This window comes from Paenibacillus yonginensis (assembly GCF_001685395.1).
In the GTDB taxonomy this organism is placed as follows: domain Bacteria; phylum Bacillota; class Bacilli; order Paenibacillales; family Paenibacillaceae; genus Fontibacillus; species Fontibacillus yonginensis.
Map to the genome: position 1 here is coordinate 2,137,459 of NZ_CP014167.1, position 20,704 is coordinate 2,158,162.

Annotated in this window: 26 protein-coding genes; 3 read left to right on the plus strand and 23 right to left on the minus strand. The window is 50.1% G+C overall.

All coding sequences use genetic code 11. The features are described 5' to 3' along the window. Positions 1 to 41: 41 nt before the first annotated feature. The 3 genes from AWM70_RS24115 (at position 42) to AWM70_RS09805 (ending at position 1,838) form a co-directional block, all read left to right on the plus strand. Entirely contained in the window at positions 42 to 164 is a 123-nt protein-coding gene (locus AWM70_RS24115) for a hypothetical protein (protein ID WP_257784543.1), read from the plus strand. Positions 165 to 183: 19 nt separating this feature from the next. Further along, positions 184 to 750, plus strand: coding sequence for a TetR/AcrR family transcriptional regulator (locus AWM70_RS09800; protein WP_237167878.1), 567 nt, complete (start codon positions 184 to 186; stop codon positions 748 to 750). A gap of 257 nt (positions 751 to 1,007) precedes the next feature. After that, a complete protein-coding gene (locus tag AWM70_RS09805) occupies positions 1,008 to 1,838 on the plus strand; it encodes an oxidoreductase (RefSeq protein WP_068695931.1) in 831 nt (276 codons plus the stop codon). A gap of 146 nt (positions 1,839 to 1,984) precedes the next feature. Here the strand turns inward: AWM70_RS09805 and AWM70_RS09810 are convergent, their stop codons facing one another. The 23 genes from AWM70_RS09810 to AWM70_RS09920 all read right to left on the minus strand — a co-directional run bounded on the left by AWM70_RS09810 (position 1,985) and on the right by AWM70_RS09920 (position 20,577). Further along, positions 1,985 to 2,797 (minus strand): CheR family methyltransferase, encoded by an 813-nt coding sequence (locus AWM70_RS09810; protein WP_068695933.1) that lies wholly within the window; start codon positions 2,795 to 2,797, stop codon positions 1,985 to 1,987. Between the two features lie 6 nt (positions 2,798 to 2,803). After that, positions 2,804 to 3,247: a nucleoside-diphosphate kinase gene (ndk, locus tag AWM70_RS09815; protein ID WP_068695935.1), complete on the minus strand. Its 444-nt coding sequence runs from the start codon at positions 3,245 to 3,247 to the stop codon at positions 2,804 to 2,806. Positions 3,248 to 3,342: 95 nt separating this feature from the next. After that, complete coding sequence (locus tag AWM70_RS09820; RefSeq protein ID WP_068695937.1) at positions 3,343 to 4,317, minus strand: polyprenyl synthetase family protein; 975 nt, start codon at positions 4,315 to 4,317, stop codon at positions 3,343 to 3,345. Continuing rightward, positions 4,317 to 5,180 carry a menaquinone biosynthetic enzyme MqnA/MqnD family protein gene (locus AWM70_RS09825; RefSeq protein ID WP_068695938.1) on the minus strand — a complete coding sequence of 288 codons (864 nt, stop codon included), beginning with the start codon at positions 5,178 to 5,180 and terminating at the stop codon, positions 4,317 to 4,319. Before AWM70_RS09825 ends, AWM70_RS09820 begins: the two co-directional genes overlap by 1 nt. Further along, positions 5,161 to 5,784 (minus strand): UbiX family flavin prenyltransferase, encoded by a 624-nt coding sequence (locus tag AWM70_RS09830; RefSeq protein WP_068695940.1) that lies wholly within the window; start codon positions 5,782 to 5,784, stop codon positions 5,161 to 5,163. The genes AWM70_RS09825 and AWM70_RS09830 overlap by 20 nt, the downstream gene beginning before the upstream one ends. Then, positions 5,781 to 6,656 (minus strand): UbiA-like polyprenyltransferase, encoded by an 876-nt coding sequence (locus AWM70_RS09835; protein ID WP_068695942.1) that lies wholly within the window; start codon positions 6,654 to 6,656, stop codon positions 5,781 to 5,783. Before AWM70_RS09835 ends, AWM70_RS09830 begins: the two co-directional genes overlap by 4 nt. Beyond that, positions 6,649 to 7,371 carry a demethylmenaquinone methyltransferase gene (locus AWM70_RS09840; protein ID WP_068695944.1) on the minus strand — a complete coding sequence of 241 codons (723 nt, stop codon included), beginning with the start codon at positions 7,369 to 7,371 and terminating at the stop codon, positions 6,649 to 6,651. The genes AWM70_RS09835 and AWM70_RS09840 overlap by 8 nt, the downstream gene beginning before the upstream one ends. 12 nt (positions 7,372 to 7,383) lie before the next feature. Then, positions 7,384 to 8,253 carry a heptaprenyl diphosphate synthase component 1 gene (locus tag AWM70_RS09845; RefSeq protein ID WP_068695946.1) on the minus strand — a complete coding sequence of 290 codons (870 nt, stop codon included), beginning with the start codon at positions 8,251 to 8,253 and terminating at the stop codon, positions 7,384 to 7,386. Between the two features lie 116 nt (positions 8,254 to 8,369). Further along, entirely contained in the window at positions 8,370 to 8,927 is a 558-nt protein-coding gene (locus AWM70_RS09850; protein WP_169823424.1) for a hypothetical protein, read from the minus strand. A 96-nt stretch (positions 8,928 to 9,023) separates the two neighbouring features. Further along, positions 9,024 to 9,281, minus strand: coding sequence for a trp RNA-binding attenuation protein MtrB (gene mtrB, locus AWM70_RS09855; RefSeq protein WP_068695950.1), 258 nt, complete (start codon positions 9,279 to 9,281; stop codon positions 9,024 to 9,026). A gap of 126 nt (positions 9,282 to 9,407) precedes the next feature. Continuing rightward, positions 9,408 to 9,680 (minus strand): HU family DNA-binding protein, encoded by a 273-nt coding sequence (locus AWM70_RS09860; RefSeq protein ID WP_068695953.1) that lies wholly within the window; start codon positions 9,678 to 9,680, stop codon positions 9,408 to 9,410. A 271-nt stretch (positions 9,681 to 9,951) separates the two neighbouring features. Further along, complete coding sequence (gene spoIVA / locus AWM70_RS09865; protein ID WP_068700540.1) at positions 9,952 to 11,430, minus strand: stage IV sporulation protein A; 1,479 nt, start codon at positions 11,428 to 11,430, stop codon at positions 9,952 to 9,954. Positions 11,431 to 11,870: 440 nt separating this feature from the next. Then, on the minus strand, positions 11,871 to 12,224 hold the full coding sequence (locus AWM70_RS09870) for a 2Fe-2S iron-sulfur cluster-binding protein (protein WP_068695955.1): 354 nt from the start codon (positions 12,222 to 12,224) through the stop codon (positions 11,871 to 11,873). Positions 12,225 to 12,284: 60 nt separating this feature from the next. Continuing rightward, positions 12,285 to 12,923 (minus strand): nucleotidyltransferase family protein, encoded by a 639-nt coding sequence (locus AWM70_RS09875; protein ID WP_151208740.1) that lies wholly within the window; start codon positions 12,921 to 12,923, stop codon positions 12,285 to 12,287. Positions 12,924 to 13,188: 265 nt separating this feature from the next. Next, entirely contained in the window at positions 13,189 to 13,464 is a 276-nt protein-coding gene (locus tag AWM70_RS09880) for a stage VI sporulation protein F (RefSeq protein ID WP_068695959.1), read from the minus strand. A gap of 105 nt (positions 13,465 to 13,569) precedes the next feature. After that, positions 13,570 to 14,607, minus strand: coding sequence for an NAD(P)H-dependent glycerol-3-phosphate dehydrogenase (locus AWM70_RS09885; RefSeq protein WP_068695961.1), 1,038 nt, complete (start codon positions 14,605 to 14,607; stop codon positions 13,570 to 13,572). A gap of 1 nt (position 14,608) precedes the next feature. Beyond that, positions 14,609 to 15,223, minus strand: a complete 615-nt coding sequence (gene plsY / locus AWM70_RS09890) for a glycerol-3-phosphate 1-O-acyltransferase PlsY (RefSeq protein WP_068695963.1) — start codon at positions 15,221 to 15,223, stop codon at positions 14,609 to 14,611. 11 nt (positions 15,224 to 15,234) lie between these two features. Next, a complete protein-coding gene (gene der, locus AWM70_RS09895) occupies positions 15,235 to 16,560 on the minus strand; it encodes a ribosome biogenesis GTPase Der (RefSeq protein ID WP_068695965.1) in 1,326 nt (441 codons plus the stop codon). Between the two features lie 238 nt (positions 16,561 to 16,798). Beyond that, the gene (rpsA, locus tag AWM70_RS09900) at positions 16,799 to 18,049 is read right to left on the minus strand and encodes a 30S ribosomal protein S1 (protein WP_068695967.1); all 1,251 of its coding nucleotides are present in this window, start codon (positions 18,047 to 18,049) and stop codon (positions 16,799 to 16,801) included. Positions 18,050 to 18,185: 136 nt separating this feature from the next. Beyond that, positions 18,186 to 18,767, minus strand: a complete 582-nt coding sequence (locus AWM70_RS09905) for a lysophospholipid acyltransferase family protein (protein ID WP_068695969.1) — start codon at positions 18,765 to 18,767, stop codon at positions 18,186 to 18,188. Continuing rightward, entirely contained in the window at positions 18,764 to 19,474 is a 711-nt protein-coding gene (gene cmk, locus AWM70_RS09910; protein ID WP_068695971.1) for a (d)CMP kinase, read from the minus strand. The genes AWM70_RS09905 and cmk overlap by 4 nt, the downstream gene beginning before the upstream one ends. A 109-nt stretch (positions 19,475 to 19,583) precedes the next feature. Further along, complete coding sequence (locus tag AWM70_RS09915; RefSeq protein ID WP_237167879.1) at positions 19,584 to 19,814, minus strand: hypothetical protein; 231 nt, start codon at positions 19,812 to 19,814, stop codon at positions 19,584 to 19,586. Between the two features lie 109 nt (positions 19,815 to 19,923). Continuing rightward, entirely contained in the window at positions 19,924 to 20,577 is a 654-nt protein-coding gene (locus tag AWM70_RS09920; protein WP_068695975.1) for a flagellar brake protein, read from the minus strand. Positions 20,578 to 20,704 lie beyond the last annotated feature (127 nt).

Below are 20,704 nucleotides of genomic sequence, written 5' to 3' on the forward strand. Positions count from 1 at the left end.
TGTAAAGAGCTAAATTGAACATTCTTGCCCCATTATAATATTTGAGTATACGTTCTGTCACGCAGGGATTCAAATTTGCTGCCAAACGGCTGTTGATCCGTCCGGATGTCCACAAAGCTCGAACCCCTGTTCTGATGCTGCTTGACACGGATATGCAGCAATAATACTCTTAATATCAGTGAGGTGTATACATTGAGCAAGCGTAAGGATATTTTGAAGGCTACACTGGATTTGATCCATGAGGAAGGACTACAGTCCGTCACATTTTCTAAAATTTTCAAGAAAGCGAACGTTGGCTCCGGGACGGTTTTTAATTATTTTTCCAGCAAAGAGGAGCTTGTGAACGAAGTCTACCGGGAAGCCAGAATCCATATGGGAGAAGCCTTGCTTGAAGGCTATGATTCCAGTCTCGGCTTGTATGAACGCTTCAAGCAGCTGCAGATGAACCGGCTGAAATTTGGCATGCAGTCGCCAAAGGAGTATTTGTTTATTGACAGCTACTCCTATTCTCCTTACATTTCTCCCGAACTCCGCCATATGGAGGATCACTCGCTTGAGGTGTTCAACTCTGTTCTTGCCGAAGGCCAGAAACAAGGCCTGATCAGGCCGATTGATCCCCGGCTGTGCTATCAAATCATCAATGGCGTGATTTCCTCCATCCTGAAAGGTTATTTTGTGCAAAAATATCCGCTGGATGAGCAGCAGATTCAGCAAACCCTGGAAGCCTCGTGGAAAGCAATCTCCCTATAACGAAAGCCCGGGCCCTTTTATGGGCTTGGGCTTTTTTTGGTTTGCGCCTATTTAGTTTGAGAAGATTTTGGAATTATAATTCCATAAACATGTGATTAACACACATATAAATTACTTTTTTCTGAAAAAAGTAGCTTTACCCTCAATTTTACGGAATGTATATTCCAAAAATCGCTTGACGTTTTTCTCGACCTGCTCTACAATGAACTTGGAATGAACATTCCAAATCTTAAATTAGAAACGAGGGCGCTGGAATAATGAATAAAGTGTGGTTCGTTACGGGAAGTTCACGCGGCTTAGGCCGTGCTTTGGCCGAGGAAGTGCTGAAGCAGGGTCACAAGCTGTTTGCTACCGCCCGCAAACCCGAGCAGCTGGCTGAGCTAGTGCAGCAATATCCGGGGCAGGTAGAGGCTTTCGCTCTCGATGTCACCCATAAAGAGCAAGTGCAAGCGGCCGTGCAAAAAGCGGTTGAGGTTTTTGGCCGGATTGATGTGCTGGTGAACAACGCGGGGTATGGAAATATCGCATCAATCGAAGAAGTCACGGAAGACGATTTAAGAGCTCAAATCGAAACCAATCTGTTTGGCGTTATTAACGTTACTCAAGCCGTTCTTCCTGTTATGCGCAAGCAGCGGGCCGGACATATCCTCCAAATCTCTTCAATCGGAGGCCGCATCGGATCTCCCGGTCTTGGCGCCTACCAGACGGCCAAATGGGCGGTGGAAGGTTTCTCGGAGGTGTTGACTGAAGAAGTCAAACCGCTGGGCATTAAAGTCACGATCATCGAACCAAGCGGGTTCCGTACGGATTGGGCAGGATCATCCATAAGTTATCAGGAGCCTATGGAGGACTATCAGGCAACTGTGGGCAACATGCATGAGCTGTTGCGGCAAGGCTCCGGCAAACAAGACGGGGATCCGGTACGTGCCGCACAAGCCATGATTGCCATCACGGCCGAGCCTTCCCCTCCTCTGCGGCTTCTCCTCGGCAAAACAGCCGTGCAAATGGCCAAACAAGCGGATCAGGCCAAACTCGCCGAAACGGAAAAATGGGAAGCGCTAAGCGTTTCTGCTGATTTCCCTGAATAAGCTCTGTTCCATAATCCTCCAGCCGCATACGCCAAAACAAGAAACGTCTTGTTCCCCTCAGGAGCAAGACGTTTCTTGTTGATCAGCTATCAGCTTTATGCAATAAATTTCGTTATAAGTCCTATGTAACTTCCCCTTGCAGCAGCTTACAGCTTTCGGTAGAAAAAGGTCTCTGCCGCTTCCAAGCCATATCTGCCGGGAGAGAAAATCTGCTCCGTACTGCCGACAAACAGCATGCCCCCGGGACGAAGTGCCGCCGAAAATTTATGGTAGAGGTCATGTTTCGCTTCTTCGGTAAAATAAATCATGACATTGCGGCAAACAATCAAATCATGATTCGTTTCAAAAGGATCAAGCAGCAAATTCTGCTTCTTGAATGTCACGGCATTCTTAAGCTGGTCGCTTACCCGCAGCATCAGGCCTTCTTTGGTGAAGTAACGCGAAGCTACGTCCTCCGGCACATCCTTGATCGAACGGTCAATGTAAAGACCTTTTGCAGCCTTTTGCAGGGCTCCCTCATCAATATCGGTAGCCGTCAGGCTTGACGTCCCCAGCAGCCCCATATCCGATAGAATCATAGCAATGGTATACGGCTCCTCTCCGGTCGAGCAGGCCGCGCTCCAGATCTTCAGGCGGCTGTTCTTCTTCAGCAGCTCCGGCAGCACCGTATCACGCAGCACTTCCCAGCGGTTGGGATTCCGCCAGAACTCGGATACGTTGATCGTCATCCGGTCCAGAAATTCATAGAACAGCTTTTTGTTCGCCGTCATCGCTTTAAAGAAATCCTCGAAGGTGTTATAGCCGTTTTTATTCCGCAGCGTCGTTAAACGCCGTTTCATCTGTGCTTCTTTATACAGAGCCAGGTCAATGCCGGTGCTCTGCTTCACGTTTTTCACAAATCCCAAATAATCAGGATCCTGCTCCCGTACTGTCGCTTCGTGTTCATTATTATGCAGCATCTTTCCTCATATCCAGTCAGCAATAGTTTTATTATAAGTAAGCAATTCCTTCTCTTCAAAGAAATTTGCAATTTCACGCGCCGCGCTTTCCGGACTGTCTGAGCCGTGGATCAAATTAAACGGCGTATGAGCTGCAAAATCCCCGCGGATCGTTCCCGGAAGTGCTTCCGTTACTTTCGTTTTGCCCATCAGCGTTCGAGAGAGGGTTACGATATCGTCGCCTTCCCAAACCATAGCGAACACGGGTCCGGAAGTAATAAATCCGACGAGTTCGTCAAAAAAGGCTTTCCCTTCATGCTCGGCATAATGGCGTTTGGCTTGCGCTTCGGAAATCTGCATGAACTTTCCGGCAATCAATTTGAACCCTTTGTCTTCCAAACGGCTGATAATACGGCCGATAAGACCACGCTGTACTCCGTCCGGTTTAACCATCATAAACGTCCGTTCCATAAGATTACCTCCCGTGTGTACCGCCCTGCTGTGCAAAGCGCAAATAAATACGTTTTCAATCGTATTTTAGCAGAAAAGGAGGAATGAATGAAAGATTAATATGTTCTTCTATTCACAAAATGCGCAATATCCTGTAAATTCTTTCTCGCTTTGTTCTCGGGAAGCCGGGAAAGCGCGTCAAGCGCCTTGTCGATGTAACGGTCCGCAAGCCCTTCAGCCGTTGCAACCCCCGAGCTTTGGCGGATCATCTGAATGGCGTCCGAAGCATCCTTGCGGCCGTCCATTTTGTGGATTTCCCGAATCTCCTGAAGCAGAGGCTCCCGCAGTTCTTCCTCCCGGAGTGCATATAGCACAGGAAGCGTGATATTTCCCTGCCGCATATCGCTGCCCGGAGGTTTGCCGATTTGCTTCTCGGTGCCGAACAGATCGAGCAGGTCATCCCGAATCTGGAAGGCCATGCCCACGTTGTATCCGTAACGGTACAGCAAGCGGCTCATCTCGTCAGAGGCGCCTGCAGCGATGGCTCCAAGCTGGCAGCTGATGGCGATTAGCAATGCGGTCTTCCTTCTAATACGCAGCAGATAATTGCGAACGGACTGCTCCGTATTAAAGAAATCGCGGATCTGCTCCATTTCGCCTATGGACATCTGCACCATCGCTTTGGCCAGAATCTGATGGATCTTCGGATCTTCCAGCCGCGTGGCCAGCGTCAAAGCTTTGCCGTATATATAATCCCCCGTATACATGGCAATCCGGTTATCCCATTGAGATTTGACCGTTGGTTTCCCGCGCCTTGTATCGGCATCGTCAATCACATCATCATGAACCAAGGAAGCGGAATGAATCAGCTCTAGCGGTACCGCTACATACTGCAGCCTCTCCAGATCGTAGTTGCCAAATTTGCCACCTAGCAGGACAAAGACAGGACGCAGCCGTTTGCCTCCGGCCTTGAGCAGATGACTGGAGGTGCTGCTGAGCAGGCCCTCTTCCCCTTCAATGCTTCTGTACAGCTGCTTTTCGATAAAATCCATATCTTTCTTCATGGGGCCAAACAAATCCAACATTTTCATCATTTCACCTGAATCCGTGTAGTCTCGTTCCAGAAGGAAAGCTGTACAGGCTGCTCCAGCAGGCCGAGCTCATAACAATAGTCGAAGTAAAGCTGGAGCCCCCGCTGTCTCTCCTCCGTAAAATCATGACACAAATTTTGGAAGTAATGATTCCAGTAAGCGTCCGTTCCGCCAATCTGCTTGCAAGCTTCGGTAACAAGCGGTTCAAGATTTTGTTCGCTCTGCTTGCGGCTTTCATGGAGCGCCTCTGTAATTTCACGAAGCCAGTCTGCCTGGCTGCCGGCGAACGATTGCTGCACCGCCCACACCGCGAAGGTCATGCCAAAGCCGGTCCACTCTTTCCACACTTTTCCCAAATCGGTCACATGAAAACCGTGGTCGCGCCAGGAGGCCTTGATGGCATGATCGCCAATCAGCAGGGCTGCGTCGCTGGCCGCCATCATGGCATCCAGATCAGGCTCGCTGTCCCAGTACTCCGGATTCCCCCCGTAATACTTGTTCATAATGATCTTCAGCAGGTTCACGGAAGTAGCGGAAGTGTTGGTTAAAGCCATTTTACCGTTTTTCACCGAATCCAGCGGTTCCTTCGAGAACACCAGAATGGAATTGACAGGCCCTTCCGAACTGACGGACAGCCCGGGCAGAAGCTTCAGCTGCCGGCTGCCGAAGCCGTAAGCAAAAGAAGAAACCGGGGAAAGATCGAGTTCACCCGCGATCATTGCCCGGTTCAAAACCGCCGGAACTTTGGTGATGATTTCAATCGGCCGGCTGAGTTGTTTTTCGTTGAAATAATAAGTAATGGGCCAAACATTCGTATAATCGATGATGCCCATACGGGTCGGTTTATTCGCTGACAGATTCATGTTGCTCCCCCCATCTCTTAAACAGCTCATGATCAATACGCAGGCTGTCCAGCACTTTTCCAACCATAAAATCCACGAGATCGTCCATCGTAGCCGGCCCGAAATAGAAGGCAGGCATGGCGGGAATGATTTTGACCCCAAGCCTTGCCAGCTTCAGCATGTTCTCCAAATGAATCGCATGCAGCGGAGTTTCTCTCGGTACAAGAACCAGTTCCCGTCCTTCTTTAAGCATAACGTCTGCGGCCCGGGCCAGCAAATTGTCCGAGGTGCCATGGGCCACAGCCGAAAGCGAGCCCATGGAGCAAGGCATGATGACCATGCCTTCCACCCGGAAGGAGCCGCTGGCGATCGAAGCGCCGATGTCGCCGATGACATGGTAGACCAGCTTGCCGGGAAAATGGCCGAACGCCCTGTGAAGAGCCTGCTCACGGTCCGTAATGTCCCATCCCAGCTCTTCCTTGATCACCCGCCATCCGGCTTGGGTAACAACCAGATGGACATCAATATTCATCTCAAGCAGCACCGAGACCAGCCGGATGCCGTAAATGGATCCGCTGGCTCCTGTAATGCCGACTACTAACGGACGTTTCTTCGCTTCGCTCATCGGTAGACGTTCACCGCCAAATCAATCAGTGTAAAGCAGAACACCACAATGCTGAGTGCTCCGTTCATCGTAAAGAAGGCTGTTTGCAGGCGGCTCAAATCCTTTGGCGTTACGATATGGTGCTCGTAGAATAAAATGAGCAGGGCGATGACAATCCCGCCGATGTACCACCAGCCGAGATGGGCAAGCAGCAGCAAAGACACGAAACCAACAGCCGTAATGATGTGAAAAGCCTTGGCAATGATTAAAGAACGACGTACCCCGAAACGGGAAGGAATGGAATAAAGACCTTCTTTTTGATCAAACTCGATATCCTGGCAAGCATAAATCACATCAAATCCGGCCACCCAAAATGCGATAGTTACAAATAAAACAAAGGCTGTCAGGTCGACTTTTCCGGTTACCGCAACCCAGCCGCCGAGCGGCGCCAATGCAATTGTAAATCCAAGCACAACATGACATAACCAAGTGAAACGTTTGGTGTAAGAATAAACCACCAGCATCACTACCGCTATCGGCAGCAGCTTGAGCGCCAGCGGGTTTAATTCGGAAGCAGCCCAGAACAAGAGCACAAACGAAACAATTATAAAAATCAGCACTTCCGAGATACGCAGCAGTCCGGCCGGTATGGCTCTCCCTTTCGTGCGGGGGTTCTTGCCGTCGCTCACCCGGTCAATCAACCGGTTAAGCCCCATAGCCGCGCTACGGGCTCCAAACATAGCCAGCAGCACCCAGCCGATCTGCGCCCAAGTCGGGAAGGAATCCTTCATGGCCACCGCACCAAGCAAAGCGCCCATAAAAGCAAAAGGAAGAGCAAACAGCGTATGCTCAAATTTAATCATCTGCAGAAATATGCCTATCTTTCTAAACATGGTGTTTCTCCTTCACTCCAATATGTAAAGCGGCTATACCGCCTGTCAAAGGATATGCCTTGACATCCTTTAAGCCCGTCTCCTGAAAAATAGCCGCCAGCTCATGCCGACCGGGAAACTGGACCAACGAATCCGGCAGCCATTTGTATTGTTCATACCGTTTGGCGACCAGCTTGCCCAGAAAAGGAAGAATGTGTTTGAAATACAAATAATAAATGCCTTTGAAAGGCTGCCAGGTCGGCTTGGACAATTCCAGGCAGACCACCATGCCGCCAGGCTTCACCACCCGCTGCATTTCACTCAGAACACGACGCAAATCAGGCACATTCCGGAGTCCAAAGCCGATGGTCGCGTAATCAAAGGTATTGTCTTCGAAAGGCAGCTCCATCGCGTTCCCCTGCAACAGGGAGATCCGATCCTCCAGCCCCTTCTCTTTCACCTTTGCTTGTCCGACGGCCAGCATATTCGGGCTGAAATCCAGCCCGGTAATGGGGCCCCCGCTCTGCTCTGCCATGCTGATCGTCCAGTCGCAGGTGCCGCAGCATAAATCCACAGCCGTGCTTCCTGGCTGCATTTTCATTTTGGCCATAGTGAATTTGCGCCATGCTTTATGCCGGCGGAAACTTAAAATATCGTTCATCAAATCATATTTGGGAGCTATGCTCTCAAATACGGCATGCACAAACTGTTCTTTGTTTTGCGCTTTCTCAGCCATTAAACATGCACCTTACCCTTCATTCCAAGCTGTATTCGGTTTGCCAAGCAGCGCTTTAAAAGGTTCGGCTATACCGGCTAACTCCTTGCAGAATCGCTCGTCCGTATTCTCCTTCAGCAGCTGCTGGACCTGTTCCACCGATTGATGCAGCTTGTCCGCCAGCTGCTCCATCACTTTGTACTTCAGCAGAAGCGAGGACCAATCCCTTGTGCTCAATTTGCTTCTGCTCAGCATGGCTTTGTCTTCCGTGCTTCCAGATTCCATAATCCGCAAATACGCGAATCCCAGGTGACCCGAAGATTCACGCGCTGTCAGGGACATTTCCGCCGCCAGAGCCTCGCATTTGCTGACTTCCGCCAGCAGCGGCCGCCAGTAATGCTGGACCGTCTTATCCAGCAAAGGCGTAAAGAAGGTGAACAGCTGCATTTTCAGCAAAGCGGATTCTTTCACATAATCCTCTGCGCTGAGAAGCAGATCTTTCATCCTCGTGTAGAAACGGGCCTTCAAACGATTCACTTCGCAAACCGCCGAGGAAAGCAGGGAAATATGCTGGATTTGGTTGGTTTTGGCCAGCAGCTGATAGAACAGGCTGCTGAAATAATCGCCGGCCAGCACTTTCAGCTGGCGGGAGCGCATCAGCCGCTCCTCCTTGCGAACCGGCTCCGGATCAATCAGATCGTGCGTATCCAAACCCAGCTGCAGTAGATAAACGGCAAGCGCGCATACCTCCAGGTCGCTTTCGTTGTCCGGCTGCTCATGCTTAAGAAAAGTGTATAACAAACGGACGCGGGAATCCGGAAAATCCGCCAGCTCCGTATGGGTGGAGATCATGTCATAATCGACATATTTTTTTGCCAAGTCAGGTACACGATACAATTTCATGTTTTGCCTCCGAGCCGAACTAGTATGACATTAACGGTTTGCCACAATGTTGTATATTATATCACAATTTAATACCCCGCGCACGACTGGCGGCTTGCGTTTTTGGGCCATCCGAACTAAATGTCGGACTGGGGATAAGCTTTTTTCCACAACGCGGTTTCCACAATGCGGAGTCTTGCTTTCAGGTTCTCGCCAAGCGGCGCATTTCCGGCCGTTTTAAGCCCCTCCAGCAGTTGGCCCGTATCGCCGGACAAATCCGACCTGTCCATCTCCGAGGCCAGAAGCAGATGTTGTCTGCCCGTCCAGGCATCCTCGGCGACAAGTCTTAACCTGAGCTGGTTAATATTGTGGCTTCTAAGCAAGGCCAGGCTGCCCAGCTCGGCCATGTCTTCATAAACCGGTCCCGTTCCCGAAGCGCTGCTCCGCACCTTTAAATCAACCGTCAGGGTCGTCCCCCTCAAATCGGCCCGAACGATTCTGGCATGCAGCGGCAGAGCCGACAGCAAATCAACCAGGTTAACATCTGTAACCTGCAAGGCAGGTTCTTCGGTAATCCCCTGTCCTGCAGCCATGCGCAGCTGTGTATTTTCCGTTTGTTCAAGAAGCCTTGCAGACAGAATGACCACAAATAAAGCCGACACGGCGAGTATTGCGGCTATTTTCCATTTCATCAAGAGGCATTCCCTTCTTTCTTACCCGAAAGCGGGTACGTTATAGCAGGGGTATACCTCATTTTACAACGAAAAAAAGCAGGCTATGCCTGCAGCTTGTTATTCTTCCGTATCAATTACACCTAATTTGGTCATAATGACCGCTTTGCCCCGTACTTTAACAGCCGAGGTATGATCCGTAAACTGGGCGATAAGCACCTCGCCTTTATCCAGCTTCTCCGTATGATGAAAGCGGGTATCCTTGCCGCGTGTAAGCCCGATCACCTGAACCCCTTGCTCTTTGGCTTTGACGACAAAATAATCGCCGCCTGCGCTGTTTGGCTCGCCCGCTCCGCCTGTTTGTCCAGTCTGCTCCATAACGAGAGTCCTCCCTCCCGGATTCGTTGGTTTAAATTGCTTTTATTCTATATCGCTCGAACGGAAAAAGAAAGGGCCGTGAACATTAGCTCACGTCCCTTCTTACGGAAAAATATGTAGAAAGCTTTATTTAATTCCGTCTTTAAGCGCTTTGCCTGGTTTGAAAGCAGGGATTTTGCTGGCAGGGATTTCGATTTCTTCGCCAGTTTGCGGGTTGCGGCCTTTACGGGCAGAACGTTCGCGAACCTCGAAGTTTCCGAATCCAACCAATTGCACTTTGTCTCCGTTTTGCAGAGCTTCGGAAATCGCTTCGAATACAGCGTCAACTGCTTTCGTTACGTCTTTCTTGGACAGCTCAGTGCTTTCAGCCACTTGAGTAATCAGTTCAGACTTATTCATTATTTCACCTCCCCAACAAAGATTTATTCTAGTATAATTTGTTTCCGTTTTGCTCGAAATTATACGCGAATTTCCTGAATTAAGCAAATAAAGCTGCAAAGAACCCGTGGAAATCGCGGTTTTTGCATATCTTTTGAAGCCGAGAACAAACTTATAGTAATACAGTCATTCTCTAATTTCAAGTTAAAAATACTAGATTGCACAAACAAAAACCGGCCGGAAGAGTCCTGTCTCTTCCAGCCGGTTGGCTGCTGCAGAAGTTCGGTAGGTTTTACAGAATGATGGCGATCAGACCGCCGGAGCCTTCGTTGATGATGCGGCCAAGCGTTTCCTGCAGCTTGTAGCGGGCGTTGTCAGGCATAAGCGCAATCTTGCCCTGGATGCCTTCGCGCACAATGGAATGAAGCGAGCGGCCAAAAATGTCGGATTCCCAAATTTTGATCGGGTCATTCTCGAAGTCCTGCATCAGATAGCGGACCAATTCCTCACTTTGCTTCTCCGTACCGATAATCGGCGCAAATTCAGACTCCACATCCACCCGGATCATATGGATGGACGGCGCAGTCGCCTTCAGTCTTACCCCAAACTTGGAGCCCTGACGAATCAGCTCCGGTTCATCCAGTGCCATCTCGGCAAGCGTCGGCGCGGCGATGCCGTAGCCGGTCGTTTTAACCATTTCCAGCGCTTCCGCAAAACGGTCATACTCCCGCTTGGCATGCGTAAACTCCTGCATCAGCTGCAGTAGATGATCTTTGCCACGAATTTCGACCCCGACCACTTCCGTAAGGATGCTGTCGTACAAATCATCCGGCGCGTATAGATCAATTTCCGCTACTCCTTGCCCCATATTCAGTCCGCTTAAGCCCGCGCGGTCAATGAAGTCATATTCGAGGAAGCTGTTGACCACACGGTCGACATCACGCAATCTGCGGATATCTTTAACGCTTTCACGGACGGAGGATTCATAATTGCTGCGCAGCCAGTGATTTTCGTTCAGCACCATAACCCAGCTAGGCAGATTGACGTTGACTTCATGAACCGGGAACTCATAAAGCACTTCCCGGAGCACACCGGTAACGTCTTCTTCCGTCATCGTAGCCGCGCTAAGCGTAATAACCGGAATGTCATATTTGGCTTGTAGCTCGCTGCGAAGCTGAAGAGCTTCCTCGCTGCGCGGTTTGGTGGAGTTGATTACAAGCACAAAAGGTTTGCCAACCTCTTTCAATTCCTCAACGACACGCTCCTCGGATTCCACATAAGAAGAACGGGGAATATCGGCAACCGTGCCATCTGTTGTGATCACAACCCCTAAAGTCGAGTGTTCCTGGATCACTTTACGTGTTCCGATCTCGGCCGCTTCCTGGAACGGAATCGGCTCCTCGAACCATGGCGTTGAGATCATCCGAGGACCATTTTCATCCTCATACCCTTTAGCCCCGTCAACCGCATAACCCACGCAGTCTACCAGGCGCACATTCACCTCAAGACCTTCGTCTACCTTGATCTGCACCGCATTATTAGGCACAAATTTAGGTTCGGTGGTCATGATCGTTTTGCCTGCTGCGCTCTGCGGAAGCTCATCGACCGCCCGGACCCGGTCGGCTTCGCTGGCGATATTCGGCAGCACAACAGTTTCCATAAATCTTTTGATAAAAGTTGATTTGCCTGTACGGACTGCCCCGACAACTCCCAAATAAATATCTCCTCCGGTACGTTCGGCAATGTCCTTAAAAATGTCCACTTTCTCCAATACCAATGATATCCCCTCCTCAAATTTCGCCGAAGGATAAATGCCCTGCGAGCATCCGCCCTTGCTGTAGGAACCAGTTTCCCTTTTGAGCTGTTGCAGGCGGCAGAGCAGCCTCCCTATTCCCTCGTCCACCGCCGTGCAGACAGATGCATCCTTTTCAGGAGAGCGGCGTGAACTCGTACATGCATTTGGACTAGTATCATCTTATGTACCGGATCCTAAATTATGTCTTGAATCATTTGAACTTTCTCAAGCATAATTCAAGAGGACGGCCGGATGCTTCCTGCGCGCAAAGGAACGGGCATTCCCGCACTGTACTGAAAGTTTATGATAATCTATCATCCGATATGACAACAAAAAAGACCGGGATTGTCCCGGTCTTTTTGTCGTTCTTTCATTTATATAGATTAGGCAGCCCCTTGGCCTGCCGCGCTCCATCTCTACCATAACGAGTCATCCTCGTTCTGCTGGGCTTCAAGCAGCTTTCTGACCACTGTCTTTAACCGATCCTCCGGAAGGCTCACAACCGCCTGTCCGTCAATTTTGGCCTGGCAGGCAAGCCTAATCCCTTTCTGCAATAAAGGGCCCAGCTTCCGCCTTTCAGCCTGCGTAGCTGCAGACAAGGCTGCCGCATGCTCAGCCTCAACCTGAATCTTGCACATCAGGCAGCTGGCCATCCCGCTGCAGCGGGTAGGAATATGGATGCGATTCTGCTGAGCGGCAAGCAGCACGGTTGTGCCTGGTCGAACTTTAAACGTCTTGCCGGCTGGTTTAAACGTGATCGTTGTTTCCAAGCTTGGTTGAACTCCCTTCTTTAACGGTTTGAGTTTGCTCTCTCTAGCCCCGAGACGGCTCTAATCCAGCCATCCCTGCAGGCAGGCCAGCTTATTCATTTCCTTCTGCTGCTGCAGCGACCAGCCTCTCCGTAAGGCAATCTGCTTCAGGAGGGGGATATGCTTGTCCGGTTTGGCATTAATTTGCGCGGCAATCGCCCGGTAGCGGTCCGGTCTTCCTCGAAGCAGGTTGAAGATCAGCTCATGCGCCAGCGGCATTACCTTCAGTCCGGGTATAATTTCAAAGGCTGCGGCCTCCAGCACCTGTTCTACCTCTACCTTGTAATCGGCCAGAGATGTGCGGACTTCGAAACCGCCCACCAGCTCGAGCGTATAACCTTCAATCTCGTAATGGCTGAGCAAAGAAGCGTAGATTCCGCTTTCATCCCAGCGGGGTTCATCCGTGGCCCATGCCTCCAGCTGTATGTGAATCAAGGAGGCAGCAGGCTGCTCAGCATAAATATCAATATCCCTTGGCGGAGCGTTCAGGGGCACGCCCTGCAGCCACAATCCAACGCTGCCGCCCGCCAGCCATTTCACCCCGGCAGGCCGTACAAGCTCGGTAACAGCCGACAACGCGTGTTCCAATCCGGGATTGGGGACAAGTGACTTATGTTTTATGTAATTTTCCAGCATCTCAAGGCTGCTAATCCTCTTCATGTAATCAACACCCAATACTCACAAAAATTGAAGCCGCAAGCTCAATTCCAATGATCCTTTCTGTTCTTTGTATCCTATACTGCCCCATATTATATCATTCAGGGCCTCCATGGGAACCCAATCTCTACGGAAAATGAGAAACTAGATTTCTATTGCATAATCAAATCCGTATGGAACACCAGACCTCTTTACAAACCAAAAAAGAACCTGCGGCTATAAGCCGAGGTTCTTGACGGATGCCAGGACGGTTCCTGACGGGCAACCTTTATTTTTTCATCATCAGTTTCATCAAAGATTCCATATTCTGCGGGTTCATGCCGCTTTTCTTGACGGCGGCCACAATCTCCGAAACGGTCGATTCCGACACCGGCACTTTGGCCATGGCAGATACGGATTTGATCAATTGGCGGAGCTGCGCTTCATTTTGCAGTGTCGAAGGCTTGACCGTGCTGGCCAATTTCTTGACGGCACCTTCTGTAATATTTTTTCCCGCCTTTTTGTTAATCAGATTCAAGGCATCCTTGGAAATGTTTTTGCTCATGCTCATCCCTCCTCCGGCAGTGCTCTTTGACACTATATGAAAGAGGGGGGCAATATGTGAGCCGGCCATCAGCCGCTTTTCAGCCAGCCGTCAGGCACGTGGTCCTTAGGTATGCCACTGCTCCCACGTTTCCAGGGACATGACTTCCATTTCCGTCTTTTTATCTCGCCCCATCAACGCTTCCACCGCAGTCCGGGCATCCAGTCCTTTAAAAAGAACATTATACAGCTGGCTTGCGATCGGCATCTGGACTTTATATTTCTCAGCGATTTCGTGTGCCGCCTGAGTCGTTCTTATACCTTCTACAACCATATCCATCTTCTTGAGCACTTCATCCAGCGTCATCCCCTGCCCGAGCATCGAACCGGCCCGCCAATTGCGGCTGTGCTGGCTCGTTGCAGTGACCACCAAATCCCCCACCCCTGCAAGACCGGCAAAAGTAAGCGGATTGGCGCCCATTTGCGCGCCTACCCGGGTAATCTCGGCCAAACCGCGAGTCAGCAGCGCTGCTTTGGCGTTATCTCCATAACCCAGGCCATCAGACATTCCGGCGCCAAGGGCAATGATATTTTTTAACGCACCGGCGAGCTCAACGCCAACCTGATCCCGGTTCGTATAGACACGGAAATAAGTGTTCATAAACAGATCCTGAGCGCGCTGCGCCTCCTGTTCTTCCAAAGAAGCCACAACCACAGTAGTCGGGCATTGCTTGACGACTTCCTCGGCATGGCTGGGTCCGGACAAGACAACAATCCGCCCTTCCTCGCAGCCCAGCTCCTCGGAAATCACGGTAGACATTCTTTTTAACGTTTCCGTTTCAAAACCTTTTACAGCATGGATCACCAGCTGCTCCGGTCTCCAATGCTTGCTTAGTTCCTTCGACACCTGGCGGGCAGCCGATGAAGGAGAGACGATTACGATGGCTTCAGCGCCTTTCACCGCCTCCTCCATATCGGTTGTAGCAATAATATTGGAAGACAACGTTACACCCGGCAGGTAGCGGTTCTGATGATCCCGGTTGATCTCCTCCGCCTGCCCGCTATTCCGGGTCCACAACGAAACCTGTATGCCTTTATCGGCCAGTACGGAAGCTAAGGCTGTTCCCCAGCTTCCCGCAACTAAAACCGCCGCTTTCTGAAACAAATCAAATTCCCCCTTTGGAACCCAGTTTGTTCTCTCTGCCTTGAATAATTTTAACGATATTGGACCGGTGTCTCCAGAAGGCAAACACACAGATCAGGACGCTCGCCCAAAAGTTAGGCCAGAAGTCGGCGCCGTTTGGTCCAAAAATCAGCATAAAAATGGGCGTAAGAAGAACAAGCAATAACGAACCTAAAGAGACATAACGGGTAATAACCACAACGATAATTAAGACAACTCCCGCACACAATACAGGGAGGATAGCCAGGCAGGCCATTACGCCCACCGTAGTGGCAATTCCTTTACCTCCGCGGAACCGGAAATAAACCGGCCAATTATGCCCGATGATGGAAGCCAATCCACAGAGCGCAGGAACCCATTCATGCTCGCCGCCCAGCCAGCGGCCAAGCAAAACGGCGATTACGCCTTTTAAAATATCGAGAATCAGGACAAGGATCCCCGGACCCTTGCCTAATACCCGTAAAGTGTTGGTGGCTCCGGCGTTCCCGCTGCCATGATGCCGGATGTCAATGCCTTTGATTCCTTTGGCCATCAAGACGCTGAAGCTGATGGAACCCAGCAAATAGGAAATAATCACTGCCAAAACAGAAAGAATCACGTAACTCTCCCCTAATCTTCTTTATCTGATTTGCGACGCGTAAATATACGGATCGGTGTGCCCTCAAAATCAAATGCCGCTCTGATTTTATTCTCCAGATACCGTTCATAAGAGAAATGCATCAGCTCCGGATCGTTGACGAACACCACAATAGTCGGCGGCTTCACCGCAACCTGTGTTACATAGTTAATCCGCATCCGGCGTCCTTTATCGGTAGGAGGAGGGTTGATGGCAATAGCATCGGATACGACATCGTTAAGCAGATGTGTTGCCACCCGTCTGGCATGCTGCTCAGCCGCATGCTGAACGACCGGCAGCAGCTTATGAAGCCGCTGTTTGGTCAAGGCGGACAGGAACACGATAGGCGCATAAGTCATGAACAGAAAATGATCGCGGATCTTTTTCTCGAACTCGTGCATCGTTTTGTCGTCCTTCTCAACAGCATCCCATTTGTTCACCACAAAAACGGTTGCTTTGCCCGCCTCATAAGCATAACCGGCCACATGCTTGTCCTGCTCAATAATCCCCTCTTCGCCATTGATAACCACAAGCACGACATCGGCCCGTTCGATGGCCTTCATCGCCCGCATGACGCTGTATTTCTCCGTCGATTCATAGACTTTGCCGCGTTTGCGCATGCCCGCCGTATCGATCAGCACATAACGCTGGCCATCTTTCTCAAAAGGCGTATCAATCGCATCTCTGGTCGTTCCTGCAACATTGCTTACGATAACCCGTTCTTCACCCAGGATCGCATTCACAAGAGAAGACTTGCCCACATTCGGCCGGCCGATCAAAGCAACCCGAATGACGTCTTCATCATATTCATCATCCGGAAGCTCCGGCAAATGTTCCGTAATCGCATCCAGCAGATCGCCGACTCCGGTGCCGTGACTGCCGGATACGCCGATCGGATCGCCGAAACCCAGATTATAAAATTCGTAAATATGGTCCATGCGGGCCAGATTGTCCACCTTGTTAACCGCCAGCAGAACCGGCTTGCCTGACCGGTAAAGCAGGTTGCCGACCTCTTCGTCGGATTGGGTGATCCCTGCTTTGGCATCACACATAAAAACAATAACATCCGCTTCTTCAATGGCCAGTTCAGCCTGGGCGCGAATCGATTTCAGAATCATGTCGTCGCCGTCAATTTCGATGCCGCCTGTATCAATGATGCTGAACGGTTTGCCGTTCCATTCCGAGGTGCCATAAATCCGGTCTCTGGTGATCCCCGGTTTATCTTCTACGATGGCTAGGCGATCACCGATGATGCGGTTAAAAATCGTGGATTTCCCCACATTCGGCCTGCCCACAATAGCCACTACTGGTCTTGCCATTCACATTCCTCCTAAAAACCTGTCCTCTTCTTCAGAGGTTATCATTCGTAAAGTTATCATTGGTACTTTCACGCGCTAACTATCCGTACAACATCATAGCAAAAATTAGGGCGATTGGCGAACTCTTGAAATCAAATTTCGCCCTTGTCTCCGCCCCGCTAGGTGCTTTTATGACTAAAAAAACGGCGAACCCTCTGCCGAGTTCGCCGTTCAACGCCAACTATCCAATGGTTACTGCTTATTTCAATTTGCTCAGTTTGTCGCCGAAACGTTCGCCAAGCGTAATGCTCAGACCTTGATTGTTCAAGGACACATTAGGGTTATTGCCCAAATCTTCAGCCTTCACGCTGTCTCTTCTTTCCCGGTTAGAAGAAGAGGATCTTTCAGGCTTAGCGGATTCAGCAGGAGCTTCTTCCGTTTCTTTAATGCTGAGGCTTACACGTTTCTCGGAAGGATTTACTTCAAGCACCTTCACTTGAACGTTTTGCCCTTCTTTCAGCACTTCATGTGGAGTGCCAATATGTTTATGAGAAATTTGGGAGATATGAACGAGACCTTCAACGCCTGGTGCAATTTCAACAAAAGCACCGAAAGGAACAAGGCGTTTCACTTCACCGGATACGATATCTCCGGATTTGAACTGATCAGCGGCGGTTTCCCAAGGTCCTGGTGTAGCGGCTTTAATGCTCAAGCTGATTTTGCCTTTCTCAGGGTCAACTTTAAGCACTTTCACTTTCACCTGGTCGCCTTCGGACAGCACGTCAGCCGGTTTATCCACATGATTCCAAGCGATTTCGGACACGTGAACCAAACCATCAACGCCGCCTACGTCAACAAACGCACCGAACTGAGTCAGACGCTGTACAGTTCCTTCGATTACGGAACCTTCCTGAAGCTCAGCCATCACTTTAAGTTTGTTTGCTTCGAATTCCTCGTCCAGAACATCCTTCTGAGACAAGATCACTTTGTTGTTCTCACGGTCCAGCTCCTTCACTTTAACGCGAAGAGTACGGCCTTTGTAATCGCTGAAATCTTCAACGAAATGACGTTCCACCATGGAGGCAGGGATAAAGCCGCGTACGCCTACGTTAGCTACGATACCGCCTTTAACCACGTCTGCAACAACTACTTCAAACGTTTCGTTGCTGTCGAATTTCGCCTGCAGGTCATCCCAAGCGTTCTCGCTGTCGATCGCGCGTTTGGAAAGCACGAGGCTTTCTTTCTCGTCATTAATGCTGACAACCTTCGCTTCGACTTCTTGTCCTACTTGGACTACATCGTTTGCGGAATCCAGATGCACCGAAGACAACTCACGAATAGGAATGATACCGTCATATTTATATCCAAGACTTACGTAAGCCTGATTGTCCTCAACCTTGACAATCGTTCCTTTGACGGTGTCCCCTTTTTTCAAGGATACGATTTGCTCCAGCTCGTCTTGATTTGTCGCTTCCACAACTTCTTGTTGATCTTTGAATTCTTCCGACATTTCAATAACCTCCTCAGTTCAATAAGCCCATTTATTTAAACTCGCTCTTGGCGTAGTTCAAAACGTGATGAATCTGTAATAGCTTGCCAATTCCCCGGTTTGTTCATGCATATTCCTCTCCAGGGAATCCTTCCTTTCAAGCACTCTTCTGTTTGAGCTCGCGGATGGAGGTCATAATTCTCTCCGTTGCCGCTTCCACCGCTTCCCCAGAAGGATCATTCCGGAACTCGTCCAACTCTACCGGCGGTCCGTACACAACTTTCACTTTCCTAAAAAGTTTATAATTGCCTATGATGGCCACAGGAACCACAGCTGCTCCGCTCCGCAGCGCAAAGTTGGCCGCCCCCTTCTTCACGGCAGCGTCTGCCGCGGCTTTCCGGGTGCCTTCGGGAAAAATCCCCATGACATGGCCTTCTCTCAACAGCTTGAGCGAAGTTTTGATGGACTCCTTGCTGACCCCGCCCCTCTTCACCGGGAAGGCTCCCAGTTCCGTAATGAGCTTGCCAAAAACCGGAACTTCAAACAATTCGGCTTTCGCCATAAAATGAACCCTGCGTTTAAGCAGCAGCGCCACTGCCGGCGGATCGAAATTGCTGATATGGTTGGAGCATAACAGAACCCCGCCTTCCTGCGGAACATGCTCCAGCCCAACCGCTTCAAACCGAAACAGCAGTTTATAAATGGCTTTTACAATAACTCGGCAAAAGCTGTAGATCATTCCACACTTCTCTCCATCCCATAAGCCTCACATAAAGATACAATGGCTTCCGATACTTCCGAGATTGTCATGCGGGTCGTGTCGAGCAGAACCGCATCGCTGGCCTGACGCAGCGGGGATACTTCCCGCTCCGCATCCAAGCGGTCGCGTTCGGCAATATCACGGGTAAGCTGCTCGAGTGACGTGCTTTCCGGGTCCTTCATTTCCTGAAACCGGCGCCGAGCCCGTTCTTCCACGGCAGCAGTCATAAAAACCTTGACTTCTGCGGTCGGCAGGACGGTTGTCCCGATATCGCGTCCATCCATAACGACGCCTTTGCGCAAAGCCATTTGCCGCTGAAGGGAAACCATCAAAGCTCGCAGCCCCTCGATTTGCGCATATCGCGACACATTGGCATTGATGCCGGTGGAACGAATTTGTTCGGTGACGTCCTTCCCGTCAAGAAGCACCTTCTGCCCTTCTTCTCCGGGTTTTAATTCAATAACCATGTCCCGGGCCACTTGAAGCACTTTGTCTTCATTTTCCGGTGGAATTCCTAGTTCAAGCATCCGCAGCGTGACGGCGCGGTACATGGCTCCGGTATCGACATAGACGTAACCAAGCTTGCCGGCAACCATTCGTGCGACTGTGCTTTTGCCTGCCCCCGCCGGCCCATCGATCGCGATGTTGATTTTGCTGTTGGTGTAACCCTCCGATTGACCTGACAAGGGGTATTCCTCCTCAAACTGTCAAACTTAGCTGCAAAACTCAAGAAAAAAGCAGGCATTGCCTGCGACGTGAAAATTATACCACATAAAAAGGGAGGATGCAAAAAAGTCAGTTTTCCTCCGGCATATTTACAGGAACCCAAATGGACTTCGGAATCTTGCCTTCCCATCTTTCCGCTGACGACATGACGCTTCGCACCGCAGGGATTTGCAGCAGCAGCTGACTGATGCCGAGGCAAATAACAAGCAGAATCAATCCTTTTTTGAACCAGCGCTGCATGCCGTTACTGAACTGAATGAATAATGCCGTATATTCCTCTGCGTCATTTTTTCTCTTCACAAGCTGTTCACCCTTTAAAATTGAAGTATCCATAGAATGACCCAGAAGTTGGAAACTTATGTATCCGTGCTAATTAAAAAGGATTCATGATTTTACCAAAAATTTTGGTTTAGCGGTTTCTGAAATCAAATTGCCGTTCAAAGCAGTAACGGATAATCTTTTGACGCTCAAAGTCCGTAATACCGACAAATTTAAGCATCACTTGTTCCTTGCCGGACTCCAGCTTTTTTTTCCGGACAACCTCGGCTTCAAAATGAACATGCTCAATGGAGCCGTTCCGGTAAGGAACCAGCAGCCAGCAGTCCAGCTGTTCTCCCTCCATAACCTGATTAGAGCTATCCGCAAAATAAGAAACCCCGCCGCCGCCGACATCATCCGTCAGGACCAAAAAACGCTGGCCGGTCTTCAGACCTACAGCAAGCTCAAGTTCGGCCGGTACACGAAGGTAGTTGCGACGCTGAATCTGCGTGATCGAACCAGGATCGGGTTTGCGGATGCGGACCAGGCGGACTACGTCGTTCGTAAACCCGAGCACGTATGTACTGAAATAATTTTTGGTCCCAGACTCCGTCATGAAATAGACAGACAACTCTTCCCCTAGAAACAGTCTTCTCAGGCGATTGTGACCCACTTCCATCGGGACTTCAATTACCAGGGCATCCTCTTCGATATCCGAGATACGCGATTTGTATTCGGTCCTTCCTTCTTTCTCATCCCCTGAAACCACTTGAAGATAGACGAACTCATTAATCTTTGGATACACGTTATCACCGCCAGTGTTTATCTGAATAATCTATTCGAATTATAGCACGTCCTTCCTTGAAAAATGATCAATTTTGAACAAAAACAAGCAGCCCATCCTGGTAAGGGATGAAAGCTGCTCGGTGGTT

Excerpts from the sequence above, each read along its gene's own strand:
- AWM70_RS09805 (WP_068695931.1), top strand. The coding sequence starts at position 1,008 with ATGAATAAAGTGTGGTTCGTTACGGGAAGTTCACGCGGCTTAGGCCGT.
- AWM70_RS09810 (WP_068695933.1), bottom strand. The coding sequence starts at position 2,797 with ATGCTGCATAATAATGAACACGAAGCGACAGTACGGGAGCAGGATCCT.
- ndk (WP_068695935.1), bottom strand. The coding sequence starts at position 3,247 with ATGGAACGGACGTTTATGATGGTTAAACCGGACGGAGTACAGCGTGGT.
- AWM70_RS09820 (WP_068695937.1), bottom strand. The coding sequence starts at position 4,317 with ATGAAAATGTTGGATTTGTTTGGCCCCATGAAGAAAGATATGGATTTT.
- AWM70_RS09825 (WP_068695938.1), bottom strand. The coding sequence starts at position 5,180 with ATGAATCTGTCAGCGAATAAACCGACCCGTATGGGCATCATCGATTAT.
- AWM70_RS09830 (WP_068695940.1), bottom strand. The coding sequence starts at position 5,784 with ATGAGCGAAGCGAAGAAACGTCCGTTAGTAGTCGGCATTACAGGAGCC.
- AWM70_RS09835 (WP_068695942.1), bottom strand. The coding sequence starts at position 6,656 with ATGTTTAGAAAGATAGGCATATTTCTGCAGATGATTAAATTTGAGCAT.
- AWM70_RS09840 (WP_068695944.1), bottom strand. The coding sequence starts at position 7,371 with ATGGCTGAGAAAGCGCAAAACAAAGAACAGTTTGTGCATGCCGTATTT.
- AWM70_RS09845 (WP_068695946.1), bottom strand. The coding sequence starts at position 8,253 with ATGAAATTGTATCGTGTACCTGACTTGGCAAAAAAATATGTCGATTAT.
- mtrB (WP_068695950.1), bottom strand. The coding sequence starts at position 9,281 with ATGGAGCAGACTGGACAAACAGGCGGAGCGGGCGAGCCAAACAGCGCA.
- AWM70_RS09860 (WP_068695953.1), bottom strand. The coding sequence starts at position 9,680 with ATGAATAAGTCTGAACTGATTACTCAAGTGGCTGAAAGCACTGAGCTG.
- AWM70_RS09875 (WP_151208740.1), bottom strand. The coding sequence starts at position 12,923 with ATGAAGAGGATTAGCAGCCTTGAGATGCTGGAAAATTACATAAAACAT.
- AWM70_RS09880 (WP_068695959.1), bottom strand. The coding sequence starts at position 13,464 with ATGAGCAAAAACATTTCCAAGGATGCCTTGAATCTGATTAACAAAAAG.
- der (WP_068695965.1), bottom strand. The coding sequence starts at position 16,560 with ATGGCAAGACCAGTAGTGGCTATTGTGGGCAGGCCGAATGTGGGGAAA.
- rpsA (WP_068695967.1), bottom strand. The coding sequence starts at position 18,049 with ATGTCGGAAGAATTCAAAGATCAACAAGAAGTTGTGGAAGCGACAAAT.
- AWM70_RS09905 (WP_068695969.1), bottom strand. The coding sequence starts at position 18,767 with ATGATCTACAGCTTTTGCCGAGTTATTGTAAAAGCCATTTATAAACTG.